We start from the raw sequence: 18472 nt of genomic DNA on the forward strand, positions 1-18472 counted from the left end.
GCCGGTCGCGTCGCAGCCACGAACGCCGCGCCGCCGCTCAGCCGAAGGTATCTTCCGCGTCATCGCCCGCGTAATGACCCGGAAGCACGACTTGAAAAACGGTGCCGCCAGCCATGCTTGCGTCCGCCCACATTCGTCCCCGGTGGACTTCCACGATCGACCGGCAGATCGACAGCCCCATGCCCATGCCGCCGGACTTCGTGGTGTAGAACGGTTCGAAGATTCGCTCGATATTCGCGGATGCGATGCCAGGCCCCGAATCGCGCACCGTGATGCGCACGCCACCCGAATCGTCCGGCGCGGTGCCAATGAGCAGTTCCCGCGGCCCGGCACGGCTGCCTGTCATCGCTTCTACGGCGTTGAGTATCAGGTTGAGCATCACCTGCTGCAATTGAACGCGGTCTCCACGGACCAGCGGCAAGTTATCCGCCAATGCCAGTTCTACCTCTACTTCGTTCTTCGTCAGATCGCCCCGGATCAGTTCGACGACCTCGACGATGGCTTCGTTGATACGCAGAAGATCTTTGTGTTGGGGGGTCTTCGTGACGAGGTCGCGTATACGAGAGAGAACATCGCCCGCCCGCATGGCATCGGCGACTACACGATCGAGCGCCTGTTGGGCCTCTTTCAGCTTGGGCGGCTCGGCGCGCAGCCATCGCATGGCGGCCTGCGCATTGACGGCCGACGCGGCAATCGGCTGCTTGATTTCGTGTGCGATCGAGGCGGTGAGTTGACCGACGGTCGCGAGCCGGTTCGCATGCGCGAGCGAAGCCTGCATCTCGCGATAGCGTTGTTCGGCCTCGCGTGTTTCGGTCTCGGCGCGCTTTCGCTCGGTCAGATCCAGCACGAATGCCACGCCCTGATCGGATTGTTCGCCGAAAGCGGCTAAGCCGATCAGGATCGGCACGCGTTGCCCATCCTTGCGGGTATATTCCTTTTCGAAGGGCTGCACGATCCCGGCCGTCTTCAGTTCGATGACGGTGCGCAAATCGCGCTCGCGCCACTCGGGTGCGCTCAGGCCATCCCGTTTGACCCGGCCGGCGACGATGTCGTCGCGGTCGTAGCCCACCATCCGCAGAAAGGCATCGTTGGCCTCGACGATCTGGCCGTCGAGTCGCCAAATGAAGATCCCGATGATATTGGCCTCGACGAGGCGCCGGATCTTCACCTCGCGTTCCGCCAGGTCGAGATACAGCCGGGAGTTTTCTAACGAAATGGCGGCTTGTGATGCCAGCAGTTTCAGCATGGCGATGCGCGCCGAGGTAAATACGTGCGACGCGAGATTGTTTTCGAGGTAAAGCACGCCGACCAGTTTGGCTCCGTTGATCAGCGGCAGGCAAAGCATCGACCTCGGGCGAAACCGGGTGATATAGGGATCGGCAGAGAACAGGTTCTGGACCGATGCATCGCCGAGGATCACACTTTCGCGAGTTCGCGCGACGTAGTGAACGACCGATTCCGGCAATGCAGCGCCGGTCCCTGGCTGCGCGACGACCCTGTCACAGCCGGCGAGGGCTTCGGCCTCGACCCGCAGGTCATCGTCCCGCGGCGTGATCAGGAGACCGCGCCCGGCGCCCGCATACTCGATCGCATGACGCAATAGCGTATCGATCAGGCGCTCAGGAACCACTTCGCCAAACACTGCCTGCGAGATCTTGATGACGGCAGTCAGATCCAGATACTCCGCAGGCGCGCCGATCGTGATTGCCGGGCGCGCGTCCGATTCATCCTCCAGGAGCTGCGGGAATAGCTCATCGAGTTGCTGCACCTTGGCGTCGGCGCCCCAGCGAAGATAGCCGCAACGCGCCTGGCGCATATGGAGGCGCGCGACGGCTTCGAACCCGCGCGCTGCGTAGAACCTTGCTGCCCGCTCGCAGGCGAGCGCCTCGTTGTGGACGAACCCGCTATCGCGAGCCGAGCGTATCGCGAGTTCGTAAAGGCGCATGACTTCTTCGAGGTCCGCCCCTTGCAGACGGGCCATTTCCGCCGCCACCAACGCTCGTCGGTTCTCGAAATTCTCCGGACAATTTTCGGCCCACGCCTGTAGTTTTTGGTGATCGATAGCCATCGCGTCCAGATGCTGTCTGCGCTGAAGCGGTGATCCGGCCTCGCAGATTGCAGCGCGCGAAAGGGCGTCGAAAAAATAGAATTCCACTATCTCAAGCGATCCTAAATGTTTCGTCAGGACAGTTTGAGCCATCGATGAGGATTCGAGGGCGATCGCATAGTCGCCCGCAAGGAAGCGGGCCTGAAGCTTTCGAATCCAGTACCAGCATGCAACCGCCGCCAAAGCGGGTTTGCTCGAGAAATTCAGCTCGAACTGGCGTTCGTCAAACTGATCATCGTCGAACGATCCGAATTTCCGCGTTGATCCGCGAAGCGTCCTGGCAAGCTGGAGCTGTGGCGTGATGAGATCCGCGGCGAATCCGAACCGAACCGACCGCGCGAATTCGAGGCCATGTTCGGCGCCACGTTGCACCTCGACAAGCGGATCGCCGGCCAGTAGAAGATTCGTGTTGAGGTGGGCACAGCTGTACGCCGCATAAGTGTAGTCGCCGATCGCACACGCAACGTCGAAGGCGCGATGCTGAGGTTCACGGGCCGTCCGGACGGGGTTCGTCCATGGCGCGACGAGACCGAACGTCTCATAGGTTCTTGCCTGAAAGCGCTTCATCGCGCGTTGTTCGACCAACTCATAGCCGAGCCGCGCGAACTGGAATCCGGCCGCATAGTCACCGAACTGGAAACCGGCTATCAGGCCAAGCCGTACGTAAGCGGCGCATGACGCGTCGCAAATGCCCCGCTCGAGGCCAAGATTCACAGCTCGACAGATCACCAGAGAATAGAGATTGAGGTCGGTAAACAATGCAGCGGGAAAGACCTTGGTCAGCACGTCGAGAACGGCAAGGCATGCAAGGTCGCTCATGACGGGGATGTCGATGAGCGCTTCGATCGTGCGGTCGCCCAGCGTTGACCAGATTCGCTCGTATTCCTCTCGCGCCTGCTCCGCTGTGGGATGAGGAGACCAGTCGACACCCTCATGTCGCAGAAAATCGAGGCCAACCGCGACGGTGCGATCACTCTGACCAAGCATGACGTAGACATCGGCTTGCTGGCTCGCAACCATTGCCCGTTCGACGGTATCTTCGGCTCGCGTTGACAATATCGCCAGGCGGCTTTCGGCGGACTTGAGGTCCCCCGTCAGCATTTCGCATTCGGCGCGGTGAATGGCGAGGGAGAAGGCGAGTTGATGCTGGCACGCCCACCCGTCGTCCGTCAGGAACTCCGCGCCTGTCTTCAGGTAATTGAGCGCTGACGAGTAGGCCGCCGACATCATGGCGTGCTTGCCGGCAAGCAGGTTCAGTTGGGCAACCCGATGACGCTCCTCTGGCGTCACGATCAGTGCTTTCGCACGATCGAACTGGCTGACGATTTCGAAGACTGACTCCTCCCGTTGCGCCGGCGGAAGTCGGGCCGCGAGCAGCCGCCCGATTCGCAGGTGCATATCTGCCCGGCTGGTGGCCGGAATCAGGGAATAGGCTGCCTCGAGTATCCGGTCGTGAGTGAATCGGTAAGCGCTCTCCTGGCGGATGACCAACTGTTGACGGACCGCCTCCCACATATTGGCACCCACCGTTCGCTCCGAGGTCTCGCACACGGCAGCAAGCGTGGCGGCCTCGGCGATGTTGCCGAGGCATGCCAGCAACTGGAGGGTCTTCAGGGTTCTGGCCGGCAGGCGGCCCAGCTTCCCGACCATGAGTTCGACCACGTTGTCGGTGCAACCCCTGGCGTAGATCTGGCGAAGTTCCCACGACCAGTGCCCCTTCGCGTGGTTGAAGCTGAGCAATCCCTCATCGGCGAGCACCGTCAGGAACTGGAGTGCGAAGAACGGGTTGCCGCTCGTCTTCCCTTGTAGCAATCGCGCAAGCGGTGCTGCGCGTTCCGGTTCGCAGCGCAACGAATCGGCGATCAACTGCCCGAGCACGTCAGGCACGAGCGGTTCAAGCTTGATCTCATGCACGACTACCCCCGCCTCGCGGATTGCGGCGAGCTTGCGGGTGAGTGGATGCGTCGCAGCGACCTCGTTATCGCGGTAGCTACCGATCAACAAGAAGTGGTGCAAGTCCGATCGCGTCAGCAAAAATTCGAGCAGGTCGAGCGTCGCCGCGTCGAGCCACTGGAGATCGTCGAGAAATAGCACGAGCGGGTGCTCAGGTGTGGCGAAGACGCTAATGAAGCGCCTGAACACGAGCTGAAAGCGGCGTTGTGCATCTTCGGGAGGAAGCTCAGGAACCGGCGGTTGTTCGCCGACGACGGTCGCGAGCGCCGGCACCAGGTTCACGATCAAGGCGCCGCCTGGGTCTAGCGCTGCGTCCAGTGTGGCACGCCAGCGGCTCAAATCGGCTTCCCTGCTACCGAGGAGTGGCCGGAGCAGGCTTTGCAGGGCCTGCGCCAGCGTCGCATGGGGGACGTCCCGCTTGTATTGATCGCACTTCCCAGCGGCGAAAAGGCCTCGCGAAGGGCCCAGTTCCTTATGCAGTTCGTGAACGAGGGCCGACTTGCCGATGCCCGATTGACCGGTGACGAGCACCAGTTCCACGTTGCCGCCGCCGCTCACGCGATCAAAGGCGCGGAGCAGCGTGTCGAGTTCGCGTGTCCGCCCATAGAGCTTCTCGGGAATCAAAAGCCGGTCGGGTGTGTCACGCGCGCCAAGCGGGAAATCGTCAATACGTCCCCCCGTTTCCCACTGTGCCAGGCAACAGCGCAAATCGTGCTCGACGCCGAACGCAGTCTGGTACCTGTCTTCGGCGCTCTTCTCGAGCAGTTTCATGACGATCGTCGAAACGGGGCCTGGTACCGACCGCTCGCGCTGCGCTGGAGGCACGGGCTGACGCGCGATATGGCAGTGCACCCATTCCATTGGATCGGACGCGCTGAACGGCAAGACACCCGTCAACATCCTGTAATAGGTGACACCCAGGGCGTACAGGTCGCTACGCGAATCGACCGACCGGTTCATTCGTCCAGTCTGCTCAGGAGCCATGTAGGCGAGGGTTCCCTCGATGAACTCCGGGCGCCTTGGCGTTTGCCGCTCCCGTGGGATCTGCGTTGCGATGCCGAAGCCCGTCAACCTTGCCGCGCCGGCCGCGCAGTTCACGACGATGTGGGCCTGCTTGATGTCCTTGTGAACGAGACCTCGCGCGTGCAGCTTGCCTAGCGCAGCGACGATTGCAATGGCGAGCCGAAGAAAGTTTTCCGTGTCGATTGGCGAGGCGAGCCGCTCGAGCGGCTCGCCGCCAGGATCCTCCAGCACGAGCGCCACGAGGCCATGTTCTCGCACCAGCAGGAGCGGCCGCACCGCCGCCGCTTCGTCGAGTTCGTTCGCCAGCGCGTACTCGTGCGCGAGGCGATCGACGACAGCCTGACTGGGATGGGCGTCCACAGGCCGCACGACCAGTACGGACTCGCGCATGCCATCCGCGCTGAGTCGCCATCCCCGATAGAACGCGCGCTCGCCATCTTCCCATACGAACTGAAAGGGATCGCTTGTATCGATGTCAAATGAACTGAATGAAACACTCAACTCGCTCGCTCCCGTGTCGGGTGGTCTGTCCTCGCTTGAACCGGAAGGGTCTACCCAGGCCGCGCCGTCTGTCCTGGGTTCCTATGATCATTGGGCTGCGGATCAAAGACGACCGGCGCGTCGTCGTCAGTCACGTCAGTCATGCTGCAATCGTACTCCCGGCGAAAGCGTTGCTTTCGGATTTAGAACCTTCACGGCCGCCCGGCAGGTTTAAATATCGCATAACTGATTGTTCTAGCGCTCGCCCGTAACGGCGCCCCACTTTGCGCGCGGCTCTGTGAGCGTTGTTAAGCGACTAAGGAATTCATTGCCGCGCTGGAACCTGGTACCCGGCCCGGGCTATCCTTCAGTTTTTCGGACTGCACTATACTTAAGCGTTGCTGTAGCGAGCATTTATTGGATAAGATCCGGGGCGTTAAAGGAAAATTTCTCTACCAGACGACACAAGCTCGAACACGGTAGGACCACGGTGTCTGCCGATGTTGGTCGCTTTGGGGTGGCGCGGTATGGCATCCGGTTCGTTGTAGCGGACACACCAGGCAGCGTTCCCACATGGAGAAAGAGGATGAGTGCGATACCGGTTTCGACTTCGATCGCCGGGATGGGCGGGGGCGCACAATCGGTGGTCTATGTCATCGACGACGATGAGTCGATGCGCATCGCGATGACGAACCTGCTGGATTCCTTCGGCCTGCATGTCGAGACTTTTGCCTCGCCCAGGGAATTTCTCGCATTCCCCAAGGCCGACATACCTTCCTGCCTGATTCTCGACGTCAGATTGCGTGGCGAAAGCGGCCTTGCCTTCCAGCAGGAAGGCGCAAAGAGCGACCTGCGCATGCCGGTTCTGTTCATGACGGGGTACGGCGATGTTCCGATGTCGGTCAGGGCAATGAAAGCTGGAGCGCTGGACTTTTTCACCAAGCCATTTCGTGAGCAGGACATGCTGGATGCCGTTGTCCAGGCACTGGCGCGCGACCATGAACGGCTCGTCGCGGAACAATCGGTGGCATCACTTCGCAAGGCTTACGAATTACTTTCGTTGCGCGAGCGAGAAGTCATGGGTTACGTCATAGCGGGTTTGCTGAACAAGCAGATCGCCTCTGAGATGGACGTCAGGGAAGTGACGGTGAAGATCCATCGGGCGCAGGTGATGAAAAAGATGGCGGCACGCTCCGTGGCGGAGCTTGTCAGGATGGCAGCGGCCTTGGGGGTCGAGCCAGAAGCCTGAGCGACGGTCTCTTCGGCCCGGGGTGCGTTCTACATGGTAGATCTCTCTACTTATCGGTTGACCACGCTGCGGACCGGCGAGTACACGCTGCGCCGCGGCACTCGCGACGGGCTGAACCCTATTTTGCTCGTCACGCCGGCTGAATCAGAGCGTGCGGAGCTGGTTAAACGGCTAGAGCATGAATATTCGCTCGAACCCGAGCTCAGCTCCGACTGGGCGGCGCGGCCTATCGCGCTGTTGCACTTCGAAGGCAGTGCGACGCTTGTGCTCGAGGACCCGGGCGGGGAGCCGCTTGATTGTCTCGTCGGTCATCCGTTGGACATTCCAAGCTTTCTACGTGTCGGGATCGCGCTCGCACAGGCGCTTGACCGCATGCATGAGCGAGGGCTGATGCACCTCGACATCAGGCCCGCGAACGTCGTTGTGGACATGGTCCGTGGCCACGCATGGCTGACCGGGTTCAGCATCGCTTTGCGGCATCCGCGTGAGCATCGGCTTCCTGACCGGCCCGAAATCATTGCTGGAACGCCTGCCTATATGGCACCCGAGCAGACGGGCCGGATGAACCGCTGCGTCGATTCCCGCAGCGATCTCTACGCGTTGGGCGTCACGCTGTATGAAATCCTGACCGGTGCGCTACCGTTCGCCACGAAGGATCCGATCGAATTGATCGATTGCCACGTCGCGCGCCAGCCCATTTCGCCCAGCGACGGTCCGACCGGGGCACCCCTGCAGATTTCGAGCGTATTGATGAAGCTTCTGGCAAAGACTGCCGAGGAGCGCTATCAAACGGCCGCTGGGGTGGCGGCCGACCTTGGAAAGTGCCTCGCAGCATGGGAGGCTGCCGCCCAGATCGAAACACTCGATTCTGGTCAGCGCGGCCCCGGTCTCGCGCTCGCTGCCCAGTTCGAAGAGCGGCACCCTGAATTGCGCGAGCGTGCGCCGGCCGCCTTGTTGCCGACAATCGAAGCTTCGACCGAGCAGATCGACCTTGGCACCGTCGTCAGAATGTCTCAAGCCATAGCCAGCGAGATCGTTAGCGACAAGCTGATCGAAACACTGATGGTGCTGGCCGTCGAGCACGCTGGAGCAGACTACGGGCTGCTGGTTTTCCCCCAGGAGGGGAAACTTCGCGTCGAAGCCGAAGCGAGTATCGATCGCGGGGCCGTGCGGGTGCACATCGTGCCGGCGCCGGTCACGTCGGCGAAGGCGCCGGTATTCATCCTCAATCAGGTCGCGCGCAGCAAGCAGCCCGCGATTGTCGACGACGTGCGAACGCTCTGCGCCCAGCCTGCCGACGCGTACTTCAGTCACAAACCCGTGCGCTCCATCCTGTGCCTGCCGCTGATCAAGCAGGCCGAGCTGATCGGCATGCTGTACCTCGAGAACAGTCTCGCCTCGCATGCTTTTCAGCCCGCCCGGATCGCGGTGCTGGAACTCCTTTCGTCGCAGGCGGCGATCTCGCTGGAAAACGCGCGTCTCTACGCCGAGCTGGTTCACGAAAACGCGGATAGATGCGATGCCGAAGAGGCGCTCAGAGCGAGCGAGGCATCGCTCAACGAGGCACAGAAGATAAGCCACACCGGCAGCTGGCGGTGGCGGCCCGAAACCGGCGATGTTTCGTCTTCGGAAGAGCTGCGGCGCATCTTCGGGTTCGAAACGAAGGAGCAGGCGTCGTATGAGTCGTTCTTGGGGCGCATCCGTCCTGAAGAACGAACGTCGTTCGAGCGGGTGCTCGAAGGCGCCGTACGCGAAAGACGGCGATTCCGGCACGAGCATCACATCGAACTCCCGGGCGGAGCCGTCAGATATCTGCAGGTGGTGGGGCAGCCCGATATCACGGCATCCGGGGCACTGGAATTCATCGGCACCGTAATGGACATCACGGAGCGCAAGCGTGCGGAGGAGGCGCTCAGCGATGCGCAAACGGAACTCTCGCGCATCGCCCGCCTGACGACCATGGGCCAGTTGGTCGCTTCGATTGCCCACGAGATTAATCAGCCGCTGGGTGCGATCTCCGCTAACGGCACCGCATGCATGAACTGGCTCAACCGCGAGAATCCCGATCTCGATAGCATGCGCGGCGCGATGGCCCGCATCGTTCACGACGCGCACCGCGCGAGCGACGTGATCCGCGGATTGCGCGCGCTCGTATCGAAGTCGGGGCCGCAACTGACGAAGGTCGACATCAACGACGCCATCGCGGACGTGCTGGCACTGACCCGGGTCGAACTGCAGGAGCAGGGCGTGGCGCTTCGCACCGATCTGGCGGCAGACATCGGTTTCGTATTCGGCGACCCGGTGCAACTGCAGCAGGTGCTGCTTAACCTGATCATGAACGGGATCGAAGCGATGGCCGCAGCGACTCCCGATCCGAAAGCGCTCACGATCACGGCACAGGCCGCGGAAATGGGCGGTATCCGCGTTGCCGTTCAGGACACCGGCGCAGGGCTCGATCCGGCGACGTCCGACCGGCTGTTCGAGCCATTCTTTACGACGAAGCTAGTCGGTATGGGCATGGGACTATCGATATGCAAGTCGATCGTCGAAGCCCATGGCGGCCATCTATGGGCGAGGCCGAATGCGCCGCATGGCGCAGTCTTTCAGTTCGTGCTGCCGAACTGTGCCCCATAGGGTCCGTTCACATTAATAACGGGTTCGTGCCGGCGCTTCGCGAGTCGTGGCGATGCGCCATGCGACCCTTCAATTTCCCCTTCCTGCTTGTCCATTCGCAGCCGTTCGGCCTCGGTGGGACGCGATTGTCGAAATGCACAAAGACTCTCGTTGCATTCTCCAATGTTTTGCGGTCGTGACATTGCTAGATTGAATTAACTTCTGCCTGAATACCCAGGCTGGGCGGCAGCATGGCGTGCGAGCGACAACGGGGTCCCTCGCGTTCGTGACGCTACGCATTGCGCATCTGACGATAAGGAATGTCTCAGTGACGAAGCAATTCAACCGTGTTGCGGTGATTGGCACGGGAGTGATCGGCGCGAGTTGGACCGCATTGTTTCTCGCGAAAGGACTCGACGTCGTCGCATTCGACCAGGGGCCGGACGCCGAGCAGTGCTTGAAGCAATATGTCGACGCGGCGTGGCCGGCGCTCGATGCGCTTGGCCTCGCGCCTCGAGCCTCGCGCTCCCGTCTCACCTTCACGCGCGACTTGCCGGGCGCCGTGGCGGACGTTGGCTTCGTCCAGGAGAATGGTCCCGAACGGATCGACTTGAAGCGCGCGATGTACGAAGGGCTGGACGTTCTACTTCCACCGGACGTACCCATCGCGTCGAGTTCCTCCGGCCTCACGATGAGCAACATCCAGGCGGGCTGCAAGTCGTATCCACAACGCTGCGTGATCGGGCATCCGTTCAACCTGCCGCATCTCATTCCGCTCGTCGAGGTCGTCGCAGGCGAAGAGACGTCAGAGGAGACCGTCAACAAGGTCACGGCCTTCTATACCTCGCTTGGCAAGCGCACCATCCGTGTTCGCAAGGAGGTGCCGGGTCTTGTGGCGAACCGGCTACAGGCAGCGTTGTGGCGGGAGATGGTGCATCTCGTGGCGGAGGGCGTGGTGAGCGTGTCGGATGCCGATACCGCAGTGTGTCATGGCCCCGGACTGCGATGGGGATTGATGGGACCGACCATGCTGTTTCACCTCGGCGGCGGAAAAGGCGGCATCGAGAATTTCCTCGATCAGTTCACCGGACCGATGACCGCGTGGTGGAAATCGCTAGGGTCGCCCGAACTGACGCCGAATATGCAGCAGGCGATCATCGACGGTGCGCGGCGCGAGGCAGCGGGCCAGTCTGTTGGCGACCTCACGGCGCAATGCGAGCGCATGCTGCTTGACCTGCTGAAACTGCGCCAGGGTGCGGACTCTGAGGCAAGCACCTCATGAAAAATGCGTGTGCCCGATAAGCGCTGTTTCTTCCGTTCGTTCGTGTTCTGCGCCGGCCCCTATACCAAAGGATGAGTCGGGCAAACAGCGAGTCAGGACCACCGACCCCTTCGTACAATAGATTTCTTCGCGTTGCCGGGCTACCTTGCAAGCGTGGACGGTACAGTTTCGCGGCTCGCTTTCGATGCCCCGCTCACTGGCGCCGGTTCGAGAACGAAGGTGCGACGCGAAGAGGCGGGAAATGTTCGGGCAAGCCGAAAATGACTTTGGATTCCTGATTCATACGACTTCGGAGCACGTCGTGCGCGGTGGCGTCCAGCATTCTGGCACTCGGCTCCAGGCTTCCACTTGCGTTCGCCGATGCGATGTGGATCCCGCTGATCTCGCTGGTCGACTGCGGGGGCAAGCTCGTTTTTCTGGTTTTCGCCTGTGCACCGCCCCACGAGAATGGCACGCGGGCCACGTCGCTCTGACAGGTCGGGGGCGTTTGGAATGAGACTTACCGAGCGATTCGTATGGGCGTTGCTTGTGCTGGCAGTGTGCTGGGTTCTGGATATGTCGGCGCACGAACGACACCGAGGGTTCTATGAACGATTGTTCAACGAGCAGTGCGACGCTCGCGACTATGTCGTCGAGATATATCGCACTGCATGGGCACCAAAGGATAAGAAATCAGCGGGCGGCGAGGACGTATCACTACGGCTGCCGCTCGCGCGCGCGAACGACGATGACGCGTGCGATCCCCTGCAGGACGGCGCTGAATCGTCCATAACGAAAACTGCGCAATGAAGACATTGCACATCGCCGCTTGCGCGTGATTGGCCAGGAGGAGAATCGTATGAATGAGTCGCAAGGTTCGGTGGATAACAGCAGTGCCGATGGGTCATCCGACGTTGCGGTGGCGGCACTGGTCACCGCGATCGAAGTATCCGTTCTCGACGGGACGCTCGATAGTCGGTGCGCCTCCAGCCTCATCTGCCGATTGAAAGAAGAAGCGACTCACATAATCGAGAGTGGCTATTCCACGCCTGCAGGCCGTTCAGAAATGGAACGCGCTTTTGGTGCCGTCGAGGCCGCGCTGCTAAGCCGTGACGCGCACCGTTTCGTGGCGACTTATGCAGCCTTGCGAGCAGGGGACGCTTTTTCACACGTTGGCGCGCAACTGCAAGGGGCGAAATCCGGTTGGCAGGCGGAGTGACAGATGCCACTCACCACGGTCGGAGATCCGAAGCGTCCAATTGGCGCCGCCGTGATAGCAACGATGTCCGTTTCAGGGTGCGCAAACTACGCGCCTTCGCTCAACGTGCTCGGCGCGTACTTTCCCGACTGGCTGTTTTGCATCGTCGCGGGCGTCGTGTTGACGGTCGTCATCTATCTGGTTCTGAAGCGCTTCGCGGTGGACCACCTGCTGGCGCCCTCCGCCGTGGTGTATCCCACGCTGGTCGCATTCCTGTCACTCGCCCTCTGGCTGGCGTTGTTCCAATATTGAATCCGCTTCAGGTGAGCTAATGGCGACAGGTGCGAGCAAGACCAGGAAGAAGGCATGGCCGGCGGTTCTCCTGGTCGTGGCGGCGCTGTTGCTGCTCTTTTTCGTGATCCGGCTGCTGGACCGCTCGCCTCGCACCGACGATGCCTATGTCTATGCGGATACGATCGACGTCGTGCCCGAGGTCAACGGCCGCATCGTCGAACTGGCGGTGCGCGACAATCAGGCGGTAGAGCAGGGCGATCTGCTGTTCCGCATCGATCCACGCCCGTACGAGGATGCGCTGGCGAGAGGCAAGGCATCGCTCGTCGCGCTCGATCGTCAGATCGAGCTGACTCAACGCACGGTCAACGCGCAGCAGTACAACGCACAGTCGGTGCGTGCGGCTGTCGAACGCTCCCGTGCCGCGGCGAATCAGGCGTCCGACACCTTGCACAGGATGGAGCCGCTGCTCTCGCACGGCTATGTGTCGGCAGAAGATGTCGACCGCGCACGCACGGCGCAGCGCGCAACCGAGGCCGAACTCAGCGCCGCGCAGCTACAGGCCCAGCAGGCGACAGCGGCGGTGAGCGGGGTGGACGCGCTGGTCGCGCAGCGTGCCGTCATCATGGCCGAGATCGCAATTGCCGAACTGCACCTCGAATACGCAACGGTGCGCGCACCATTCGACGGACGGGTTGTCTCGCTGAAGACATCGACGGGGCAGTTCGCTTCCACACTCAAACCGGTCTTTACGTTGATCGACACGCGCCACTGGTATGTAGTCGCGAACTTTCGCGAGACCGAACTCAAGGGTGTGCGCGCAGGCACGCCCGCCACCGTCTACCTGATGAGCGACACCGGGCAGCGCTTTCACGGCGTAGTCGACTCGATCGGCTACGGCATCGCTTCGGATGAGGCCGGCCTTGCCCTGCCTGGCGGTCTGCCGCACATCGAGCGCACGCTGAACTGGGTGCACGTGTCGCAACGCTTCCCAGTGAAGATCCTCGTGGGCAATCCGAACCCGGAGCTGTTTCGCGTCGGCACGTCAGCCGTGGCCGTGTTGCGGCCTGGGCGCGGTAATCACGGCGAAGGCCACTAAGGAGTACGGATGGCCGCTGCCGACTACCTGCCCGCCACGCTGCGCGATGCCGGCGCATTCCTGAAGCAGGAGCTAGCGACGTTCCCCGGGCGGATGAACGTGACGCTGCGCTGCATGCTGACGAGCGCAATTGTGATCGTCGTGTCGATGGCACTCGAAGTGCCCGAACTTGCGTTGTCGTTGCTGGTGGTGTTTTACGTCACGCAGTCGAACGTGGTGTTCACGCGGCTCGTCGGCATCATGTTCATTCTCGGATCGACGCTCGGCATCGGCCTGTCGATCTTGCTGCTGAAGTTCACGTACGACTATCCTTTAGTGCGCATCGTCATTGCGAGTCTGGTGTTCTTTTGCAGCGCGTACCTGATTCGCGTGCTGAAAATCGGCGTGGTGTTCTTCATTGTCGCCATTGTCGTCATCTACGTGCAGAGCTTCGTCGACCGGACCGACCAGGCCGACCTGCTGATCCGCGCAGTATTGTGGGTGTGGGTGGCCGTCAACTATCCGATCGCGCTGACGTTACTGGTCAATACGCTGCTGTTGCCCGCGGAACCGCAGTTGCAACTCAAGGCGGAGATCCATCGGCAACTCGAGGCGCTCGATGCCCGGCTCGTGGAACTGATCGAGGGCGGCGCGAGCAATGCGCCGCTAACGTCGCTCACGCCGGCGGACGTCCAGCAAGGCGCGCTGACGCTGCAAAAGCTGCTGCGGTTCGCGACGATGCGCGACGCCCACTATCGCGAGCATCAGGCGACGCAGCTTGCATGTATCGCGACGGTATCGCGTCTTTATCGCGCGGCGAGCGAGCTGCCGCCCGAGTGGCGAGGCGCGTCGGCGGCCCAACTGAAGATGCTGCACGAACTGCATGCGAACGTCCGCGCGCTCGACGAATCGGTGGCGCTGGGCGAGCCGTATCGCTACGTGAGCACCGTCACCGCTGTTGAGCGCAACGCCGCCGACACGATTCCCGTAGCCGCGGAATTGCAACGGGCGCTGTATGCCTACGCCGACCTCCTCGCGAGCGGCGCGACGCCAGGCGCTTCCGCTCCGAGTGAACCGATGGTCGCGCCCGACGCCTGGACTAACCGGGCCTATGCACGTTTCTCACTGAAGACGCTGCTCGCGGTGTTGATCTGTTACGTGTTCTACAACGCCGCAGACTGGCAGGGCGCCCACACGATCATGCTGACCTGCCTGATCGTCGCGCTGCCAAGCCTCGGCGCATCGGCGCAGCGTGCGTTGCTGCGGCTCGCCGGGGCCGTGATCGGCAGTGCGCTCGCGTTGTTCATGGTCGTGTTCGTCGTACCGCGCCTCGACGAAATAACGGGTCTGCTGCTGATGACGCTGCCCGTCATCGCGTTCGGGGCGTGGATTGCGGCGGGCTCGGAGCGAATCGGCTACGCCGGAATCCAGTTGGTGTTCACCTTTTCGCTGGCGTTGCTCGCGCGATTCGGCCCAGTCATCAATCTCACGGAAATCCGCGACCGGATGGTGGGCATCCTGCTCGGCGTTGGCGTCGCGACCTTCGTGCAGATGTCGTTCTGGCGGGAAGGCGAGGGCGATGTGCTGCGGCAGAAGCTCGCCACCATGCTGCGGGCGATCGCGGCTCAATTGCGCTCACCGCAAACCGGCGTGACCGGGCACGACGAATTACCCTATGCGCAGCGCCAAATGCAGGCGTGGGCCGTGCTGGCCGATTGCGAGGCGACGCTCTCCCGTGTCGCACTCGAGCCCGACTGGCGGGAGACGGACCAGCCGCAACTGACGCTGCGCGCGCAAACTGTTCTCGCACAGGGGCGCGAGATCATGCTGGCGGGTGACGCGTTGCGTACGCTGGTGGCGCAGGTCGAATTGTCCGACCCGGGAATGGCAGAAGCCGTGCGCCTGGCCCAGGACCAGGCATCAGCCGAGCTTGCGCGATATGCGGAGGAACTCGCGGCGAATCCACCGGCAGCCCGCGCACCGCGACGCATCGAGATCGTTGCGCAAGCCGGCGAACCGGCGCTCGCGACCGGCGGACCGCTCATCGAGGCCGCGGACGACCTGTCGCGGCAGGTCGCGGGATTGCCGGAATGGGCTGCTGACGCCGGCCTCCCGGAGGCCGCCGCGGCGCCATCGTCACAGGCCCTGCGATCATGATTGCGCGGGTGAATCGGCGAGGCGTGTCGTGGCACCGACGCTGCCTGTGCATCGTGTGGATGGCGTCCGTGCTGCCAGGCTGCGCGCTAATTCGCCATGACAGCCCGCCGTATGCCGAGATCGCGCCCAGGCAGATCAATCTCGCGAACGATATCCATCTCGCGCGCGACGGCTGGCCCGCCGCCCTCTGGTGGACGCGCTACAACGACGCGCAGCTCGACGCGTTAATCGACCAGGCGCTCGCCAATGCACCGACGATGGTGATCGCGCGCACCCGCGTGGCGCAGGCAAAGTCTGACGTCGACCTCGTCAGGACAGGATCGAGCCTGCAAGTCAGTGCGATCGCCTTGCTCGATCGCGAGCATGTCTCGGCAAACGGTTTCCTGGGGCCGTTCGCGCAGAACGAGCCGGCGTTGGGTCTCACGGGCCCGTGGTACACCGAGGGCGTCGTCGGACTGGGCGCGAGCCTGAACGTCGACATTTGGGGCAAGCAGCGCGCGCAGATCGCGGCTTCGATTGGCGTGACGAACGCGAGGCTTGCGGAGACATCGGCGGTCGAACTCGAAATATCGGCCGATGTCGCGCAGCTCTATTTCGGCATTCAGACGAATTACCAGCTTATCGATCTATTGAACGAATCGCACGAGATCGCGCAGTTTGCGGTGCAGGCCCACGAGGCGCGCGCGGCGCGCGGCCTCGAGCCCCGTACGCAGTTCGAGGAGGCCCGCGCGCAGCAGTTGGCCATCGAACGGCAGATCGTATCCACGCAGGCGCAGATCAGACAGTTTCGGGAATCGTTGCGGGCGCTGGCGGGCGCGGGGCCCGAAGGCTTGCCGGAGATCAGGTCCGTTGCGCTTCCGGCCTCGCAGGCTATCTTGCCGGCGACGCTCTCCTATGAGCTTCTCGCCCGGCGCCCCGACTTGCAGGCCATGCGCTGGTATGTGCAGTCGTCCTTCGACCGGATCGACTCGGCGAAGGCTGCCTTCTATCCGAGTTTCGACATCAAGGCGTTTTTCGGCTACAACGCCTTGCATCTCGCCGATCTGTTCACGCACGCAAGCCGGCAGATCAACCTGATTCCGGGCCTGTACCTGCCGATCTTCGATGGCGGCATGCTCAATGCGAACTTGAGCGGCGCGCGCCAGGGGAGCAACCTGTTGATCGAGCAGTACAACCAGGCCGTGCTCAATGCGGTTCGCGATGTCGCGCAGACGGGTAGCCGTTTGCAGGCGCTCGACGCCGAAACCGAATTGCAAAAACAGCGCATCGAATCGGTGACGTTCACGAGAGACAGTGTCGAAGCGTCCTGGCAGCGCGGACTGACCAGCCAGCTCGCGGCGCTCGAAGCGCGCCAGCCGGTGATTGCCGAGCAGGTGGCACTGCTCGCGCTGAACGGGCAGACGCTCAGTCAGGAGGTCGCGTTGACGAAGGCGCTGGGCGGCGGCTATCGAGCCGATGCGCCCGTCGAACCGAAGCCTCGCTGAAGATTGATGTCCGCACGATGCGCCCCGAGGAAACTGAGCCCGGGGCGCAAAAGGTAGGCAATCAGTGAAAGGCAGACTTCCGGCGCGACCCTTCAGCACTTGGCCGGCGACCTGTTCTCCGGCGGGTGTTGGTGCAGCTTCGGTGCGGTCGCGCTGCCGCCGTGAGTCTCGAGGTACTTGCACGCATTGACGATGTCACGCGCGAGCATCTGCGCCACATTGTGATTGATGTGCGGGCGGACCACCACGCGCAGGCTCTTGACCTCCTCGGCGTTGGCCGGCATCGAATACGCGGAAAGCACCCAACCCTTTTCACGGACCTTATTGGACACATCGAATTCGTTGAACTTCGTAACGCCCTTGTCGAGCGTGACGGCCACCACCGGAATGCGCTGCTGCTCGTTCATGATGGTGAAATAGCCGCTGTCGACGAGTGTCTGACGCAAGGCGATGGCGTTGTCCAACGTCTGGCGCATGATCCGCTGATACCCGTCGAAACCCAGGCGCAAGAACTGATAGTACTGAACGGCGATCTGGAAAGCGTTGCGGCTGAAGTTCAGCGTGGCCGTCGGCATTTCGCCGCCCAGGTAATTCACGTAGAACACGAGGTCCTCATTGAACACACTGCGTTCGCGGAAGATCACCCAGCCCAGTCCCGGCGGCGTGAGCCCGTACTTGTGCCCCGATGCGTTGATGGATTGGACGCGCGGCAGCCGGAAGTCCCAGCGGTAGTCAGGATAGAGAAACGGATTGACGAAACCTCCCGACGCGCCGTCGATATGCATCGGAATCGAAATGCCGGTCCTCGCTTCATAAGCGTCGAGCCAGTCGTGGATCCCCTCAATGTCGTCGTCCTCGCCGGTGAAGGTCTGCCCGGCGATGGCAACGACAGCGATCGTATTTTCGTCTACGTACTTCTCCAGTTCGTCCGCCGTTAGCCGATAGTTACCGGTCTTGAGCGGAACGATCCGCGGTTCCACGTCGAAATAGCGCAGAAACTTCTTCCAGACGATCTGGACGTTGCCGCCCGTCACCATATTGGGGCGTGTGGCGTCCTTGCCGTCCCGCTCCCGCTTCTGGCGCCAGTTCCATTTGTGGGCGAGACCGGCGAGCATGCACGCTTCCGATGAGCCGACCGTCGCGGCGCCATACGGTTCGACGCCCTCCGGCCCGTTCCAGAGTTGGTGCAGCCATCGCACCATGCGCGTTTCCATGGCGAAAAGCTGCGGATACATGTCGTGGTCGATATAGTTCTTGAACATGTTTCGCTTGGCGATCTCGACCGCTTCGGGCTCAGCAAAGGTCGTGACGAACGATGACATGTTCAGCATCGGGTTCGTGTCGGTCCATTCCTGACTGAGGACGAGTGCCTCTGCTGCCCGCGCAGCGATGCCGTGTCGGGGAAACTCGTTTTCCGGAACGTTGATATTGAACTCTTCGTACGACGACACTGCTGCAATTGGCGTAGCCATTGACTATCTCCTGGGGTTGAACATGCCATCGGCAAGATGTGCCTTGCCGGGTAAGGCAACTGCTGGGACGGCGTGACAGGGCACGCCGGGTGCGCTTCATTGAATG

General features: G+C 62.1%; 11 protein-coding genes. 9 read left to right on the forward strand and 2 right to left on the reverse strand.

The window, feature by feature from the left end; translation table 11 throughout:
- Window positions 1-37: 37 nt before the first annotated feature.
- Complete coding sequence (locus AB3X98_RS29235; RefSeq protein ID WP_368603452.1) at window positions 38-5584, reverse strand: AAA family ATPase; 5547 nt, start codon at window positions 5582-5584, stop codon at window positions 38-40.
- Window positions 5585-6149: 565 nt separating this feature from the next.
- Between AB3X98_RS29235 and AB3X98_RS29240 the strand changes: the two genes are divergently transcribed.
- From AB3X98_RS29240 to AB3X98_RS29280, 9 genes are all read left to right on the forward strand, one after another.
- Window positions 6150-6812 (forward strand): response regulator transcription factor, encoded by a 663-nt coding sequence (locus AB3X98_RS29240; protein ID WP_368603453.1) that lies wholly within the window; start codon window positions 6150-6152, stop codon window positions 6810-6812.
- Window positions 6813-6845: 33 nt separating this feature from the next.
- Complete coding sequence (locus AB3X98_RS29245; RefSeq protein ID WP_368603454.1) at window positions 6846-9446, forward strand: ATP-binding protein; 2601 nt, start codon at window positions 6846-6848, stop codon at window positions 9444-9446.
- 307 nt (window positions 9447-9753) lie between these two features.
- Window positions 9754-10707: a 3-hydroxyacyl-CoA dehydrogenase NAD-binding domain-containing protein gene (locus tag AB3X98_RS29250; protein ID WP_368603455.1), complete on the forward strand. Its 954-nt coding sequence runs from the start codon at window positions 9754-9756 to the stop codon at window positions 10705-10707.
- A gap of 492 nt (window positions 10708-11199) precedes the next feature.
- Window positions 11200-11496, forward strand: a complete 297-nt coding sequence (locus AB3X98_RS29255; protein WP_368603456.1) for a hypothetical protein — start codon at window positions 11200-11202, stop codon at window positions 11494-11496.
- A gap of 49 nt (window positions 11497-11545) precedes the next feature.
- Window positions 11546-11905: a hypothetical protein gene (locus AB3X98_RS29260; RefSeq protein WP_368603457.1), complete on the forward strand. Its 360-nt coding sequence runs from the start codon at window positions 11546-11548 to the stop codon at window positions 11903-11905.
- 3 nt (window positions 11906-11908) lie between these two features.
- Complete coding sequence (locus AB3X98_RS29265; protein WP_368603458.1) at window positions 11909-12196, forward strand: YtcA family lipoprotein; 288 nt, start codon at window positions 11909-11911, stop codon at window positions 12194-12196.
- Window positions 12197-12215: 19 nt separating this feature from the next.
- Window positions 12216-13274 carry a multidrug transporter subunit MdtN gene (mdtN, locus tag AB3X98_RS29270; RefSeq protein WP_368603459.1) on the forward strand — a complete coding sequence of 353 codons (1059 nt, stop codon included), beginning with the start codon at window positions 12216-12218 and terminating at the stop codon, window positions 13272-13274.
- A gap of 9 nt (window positions 13275-13283) precedes the next feature.
- Window positions 13284-15410, forward strand: a complete 2127-nt coding sequence (locus AB3X98_RS29275; protein WP_368603460.1) for an FUSC family protein — start codon at window positions 13284-13286, stop codon at window positions 15408-15410.
- A gap of 23 nt (window positions 15411-15433) precedes the next feature.
- Complete coding sequence (locus AB3X98_RS29280; protein WP_368610358.1) at window positions 15434-16894, forward strand: MdtP family multidrug efflux transporter outer membrane subunit; 1461 nt, start codon at window positions 15434-15436, stop codon at window positions 16892-16894.
- Between the two features lie 92 nt (window positions 16895-16986).
- On the opposite strand, the gene AB3X98_RS29285 is transcribed toward AB3X98_RS29280, so the two are convergent.
- Complete coding sequence (locus AB3X98_RS29285; protein ID WP_368603462.1) at window positions 16987-18366, reverse strand: glutamate decarboxylase; 1380 nt, start codon at window positions 18364-18366, stop codon at window positions 16987-16989.
- Window positions 18367-18472 lie beyond the last annotated feature (106 nt).

Origin of the sequence: Paraburkholderia sp. BR14312, from assembly GCF_040948675.1 — a bacterium.
GTDB classification, from domain to species: Bacteria; Pseudomonadota; Gammaproteobacteria; order Burkholderiales; family Burkholderiaceae; genus Paraburkholderia; species Paraburkholderia nodosa_A.

Excerpts from the sequence above, each read along its gene's own strand:
- AB3X98_RS29240 (WP_368603453.1), top strand. The coding sequence starts at position 6,150 with ATGAGTGCGATACCGGTTTCGACTTCGATCGCCGGGATGGGCGGGGGC.
- AB3X98_RS29245 (WP_368603454.1), top strand. The coding sequence starts at position 6,846 with ATGGTAGATCTCTCTACTTATCGGTTGACCACGCTGCGGACCGGCGAG.
- AB3X98_RS29255 (WP_368603456.1), top strand. The coding sequence starts at position 11,200 with ATGAGACTTACCGAGCGATTCGTATGGGCGTTGCTTGTGCTGGCAGTG.
- AB3X98_RS29260 (WP_368603457.1), top strand. The coding sequence starts at position 11,546 with ATGAATGAGTCGCAAGGTTCGGTGGATAACAGCAGTGCCGATGGGTCA.
- AB3X98_RS29265 (WP_368603458.1), top strand. The coding sequence starts at position 11,909 with ATGCCACTCACCACGGTCGGAGATCCGAAGCGTCCAATTGGCGCCGCC.
- mdtN (WP_368603459.1), top strand. The coding sequence starts at position 12,216 with ATGGCGACAGGTGCGAGCAAGACCAGGAAGAAGGCATGGCCGGCGGTT.
- AB3X98_RS29275 (WP_368603460.1), top strand. The coding sequence starts at position 13,284 with ATGGCCGCTGCCGACTACCTGCCCGCCACGCTGCGCGATGCCGGCGCA.
- AB3X98_RS29285 (WP_368603462.1), bottom strand. The coding sequence starts at position 18,366 with ATGGCTACGCCAATTGCAGCAGTGTCGTCGTACGAAGAGTTCAATATC.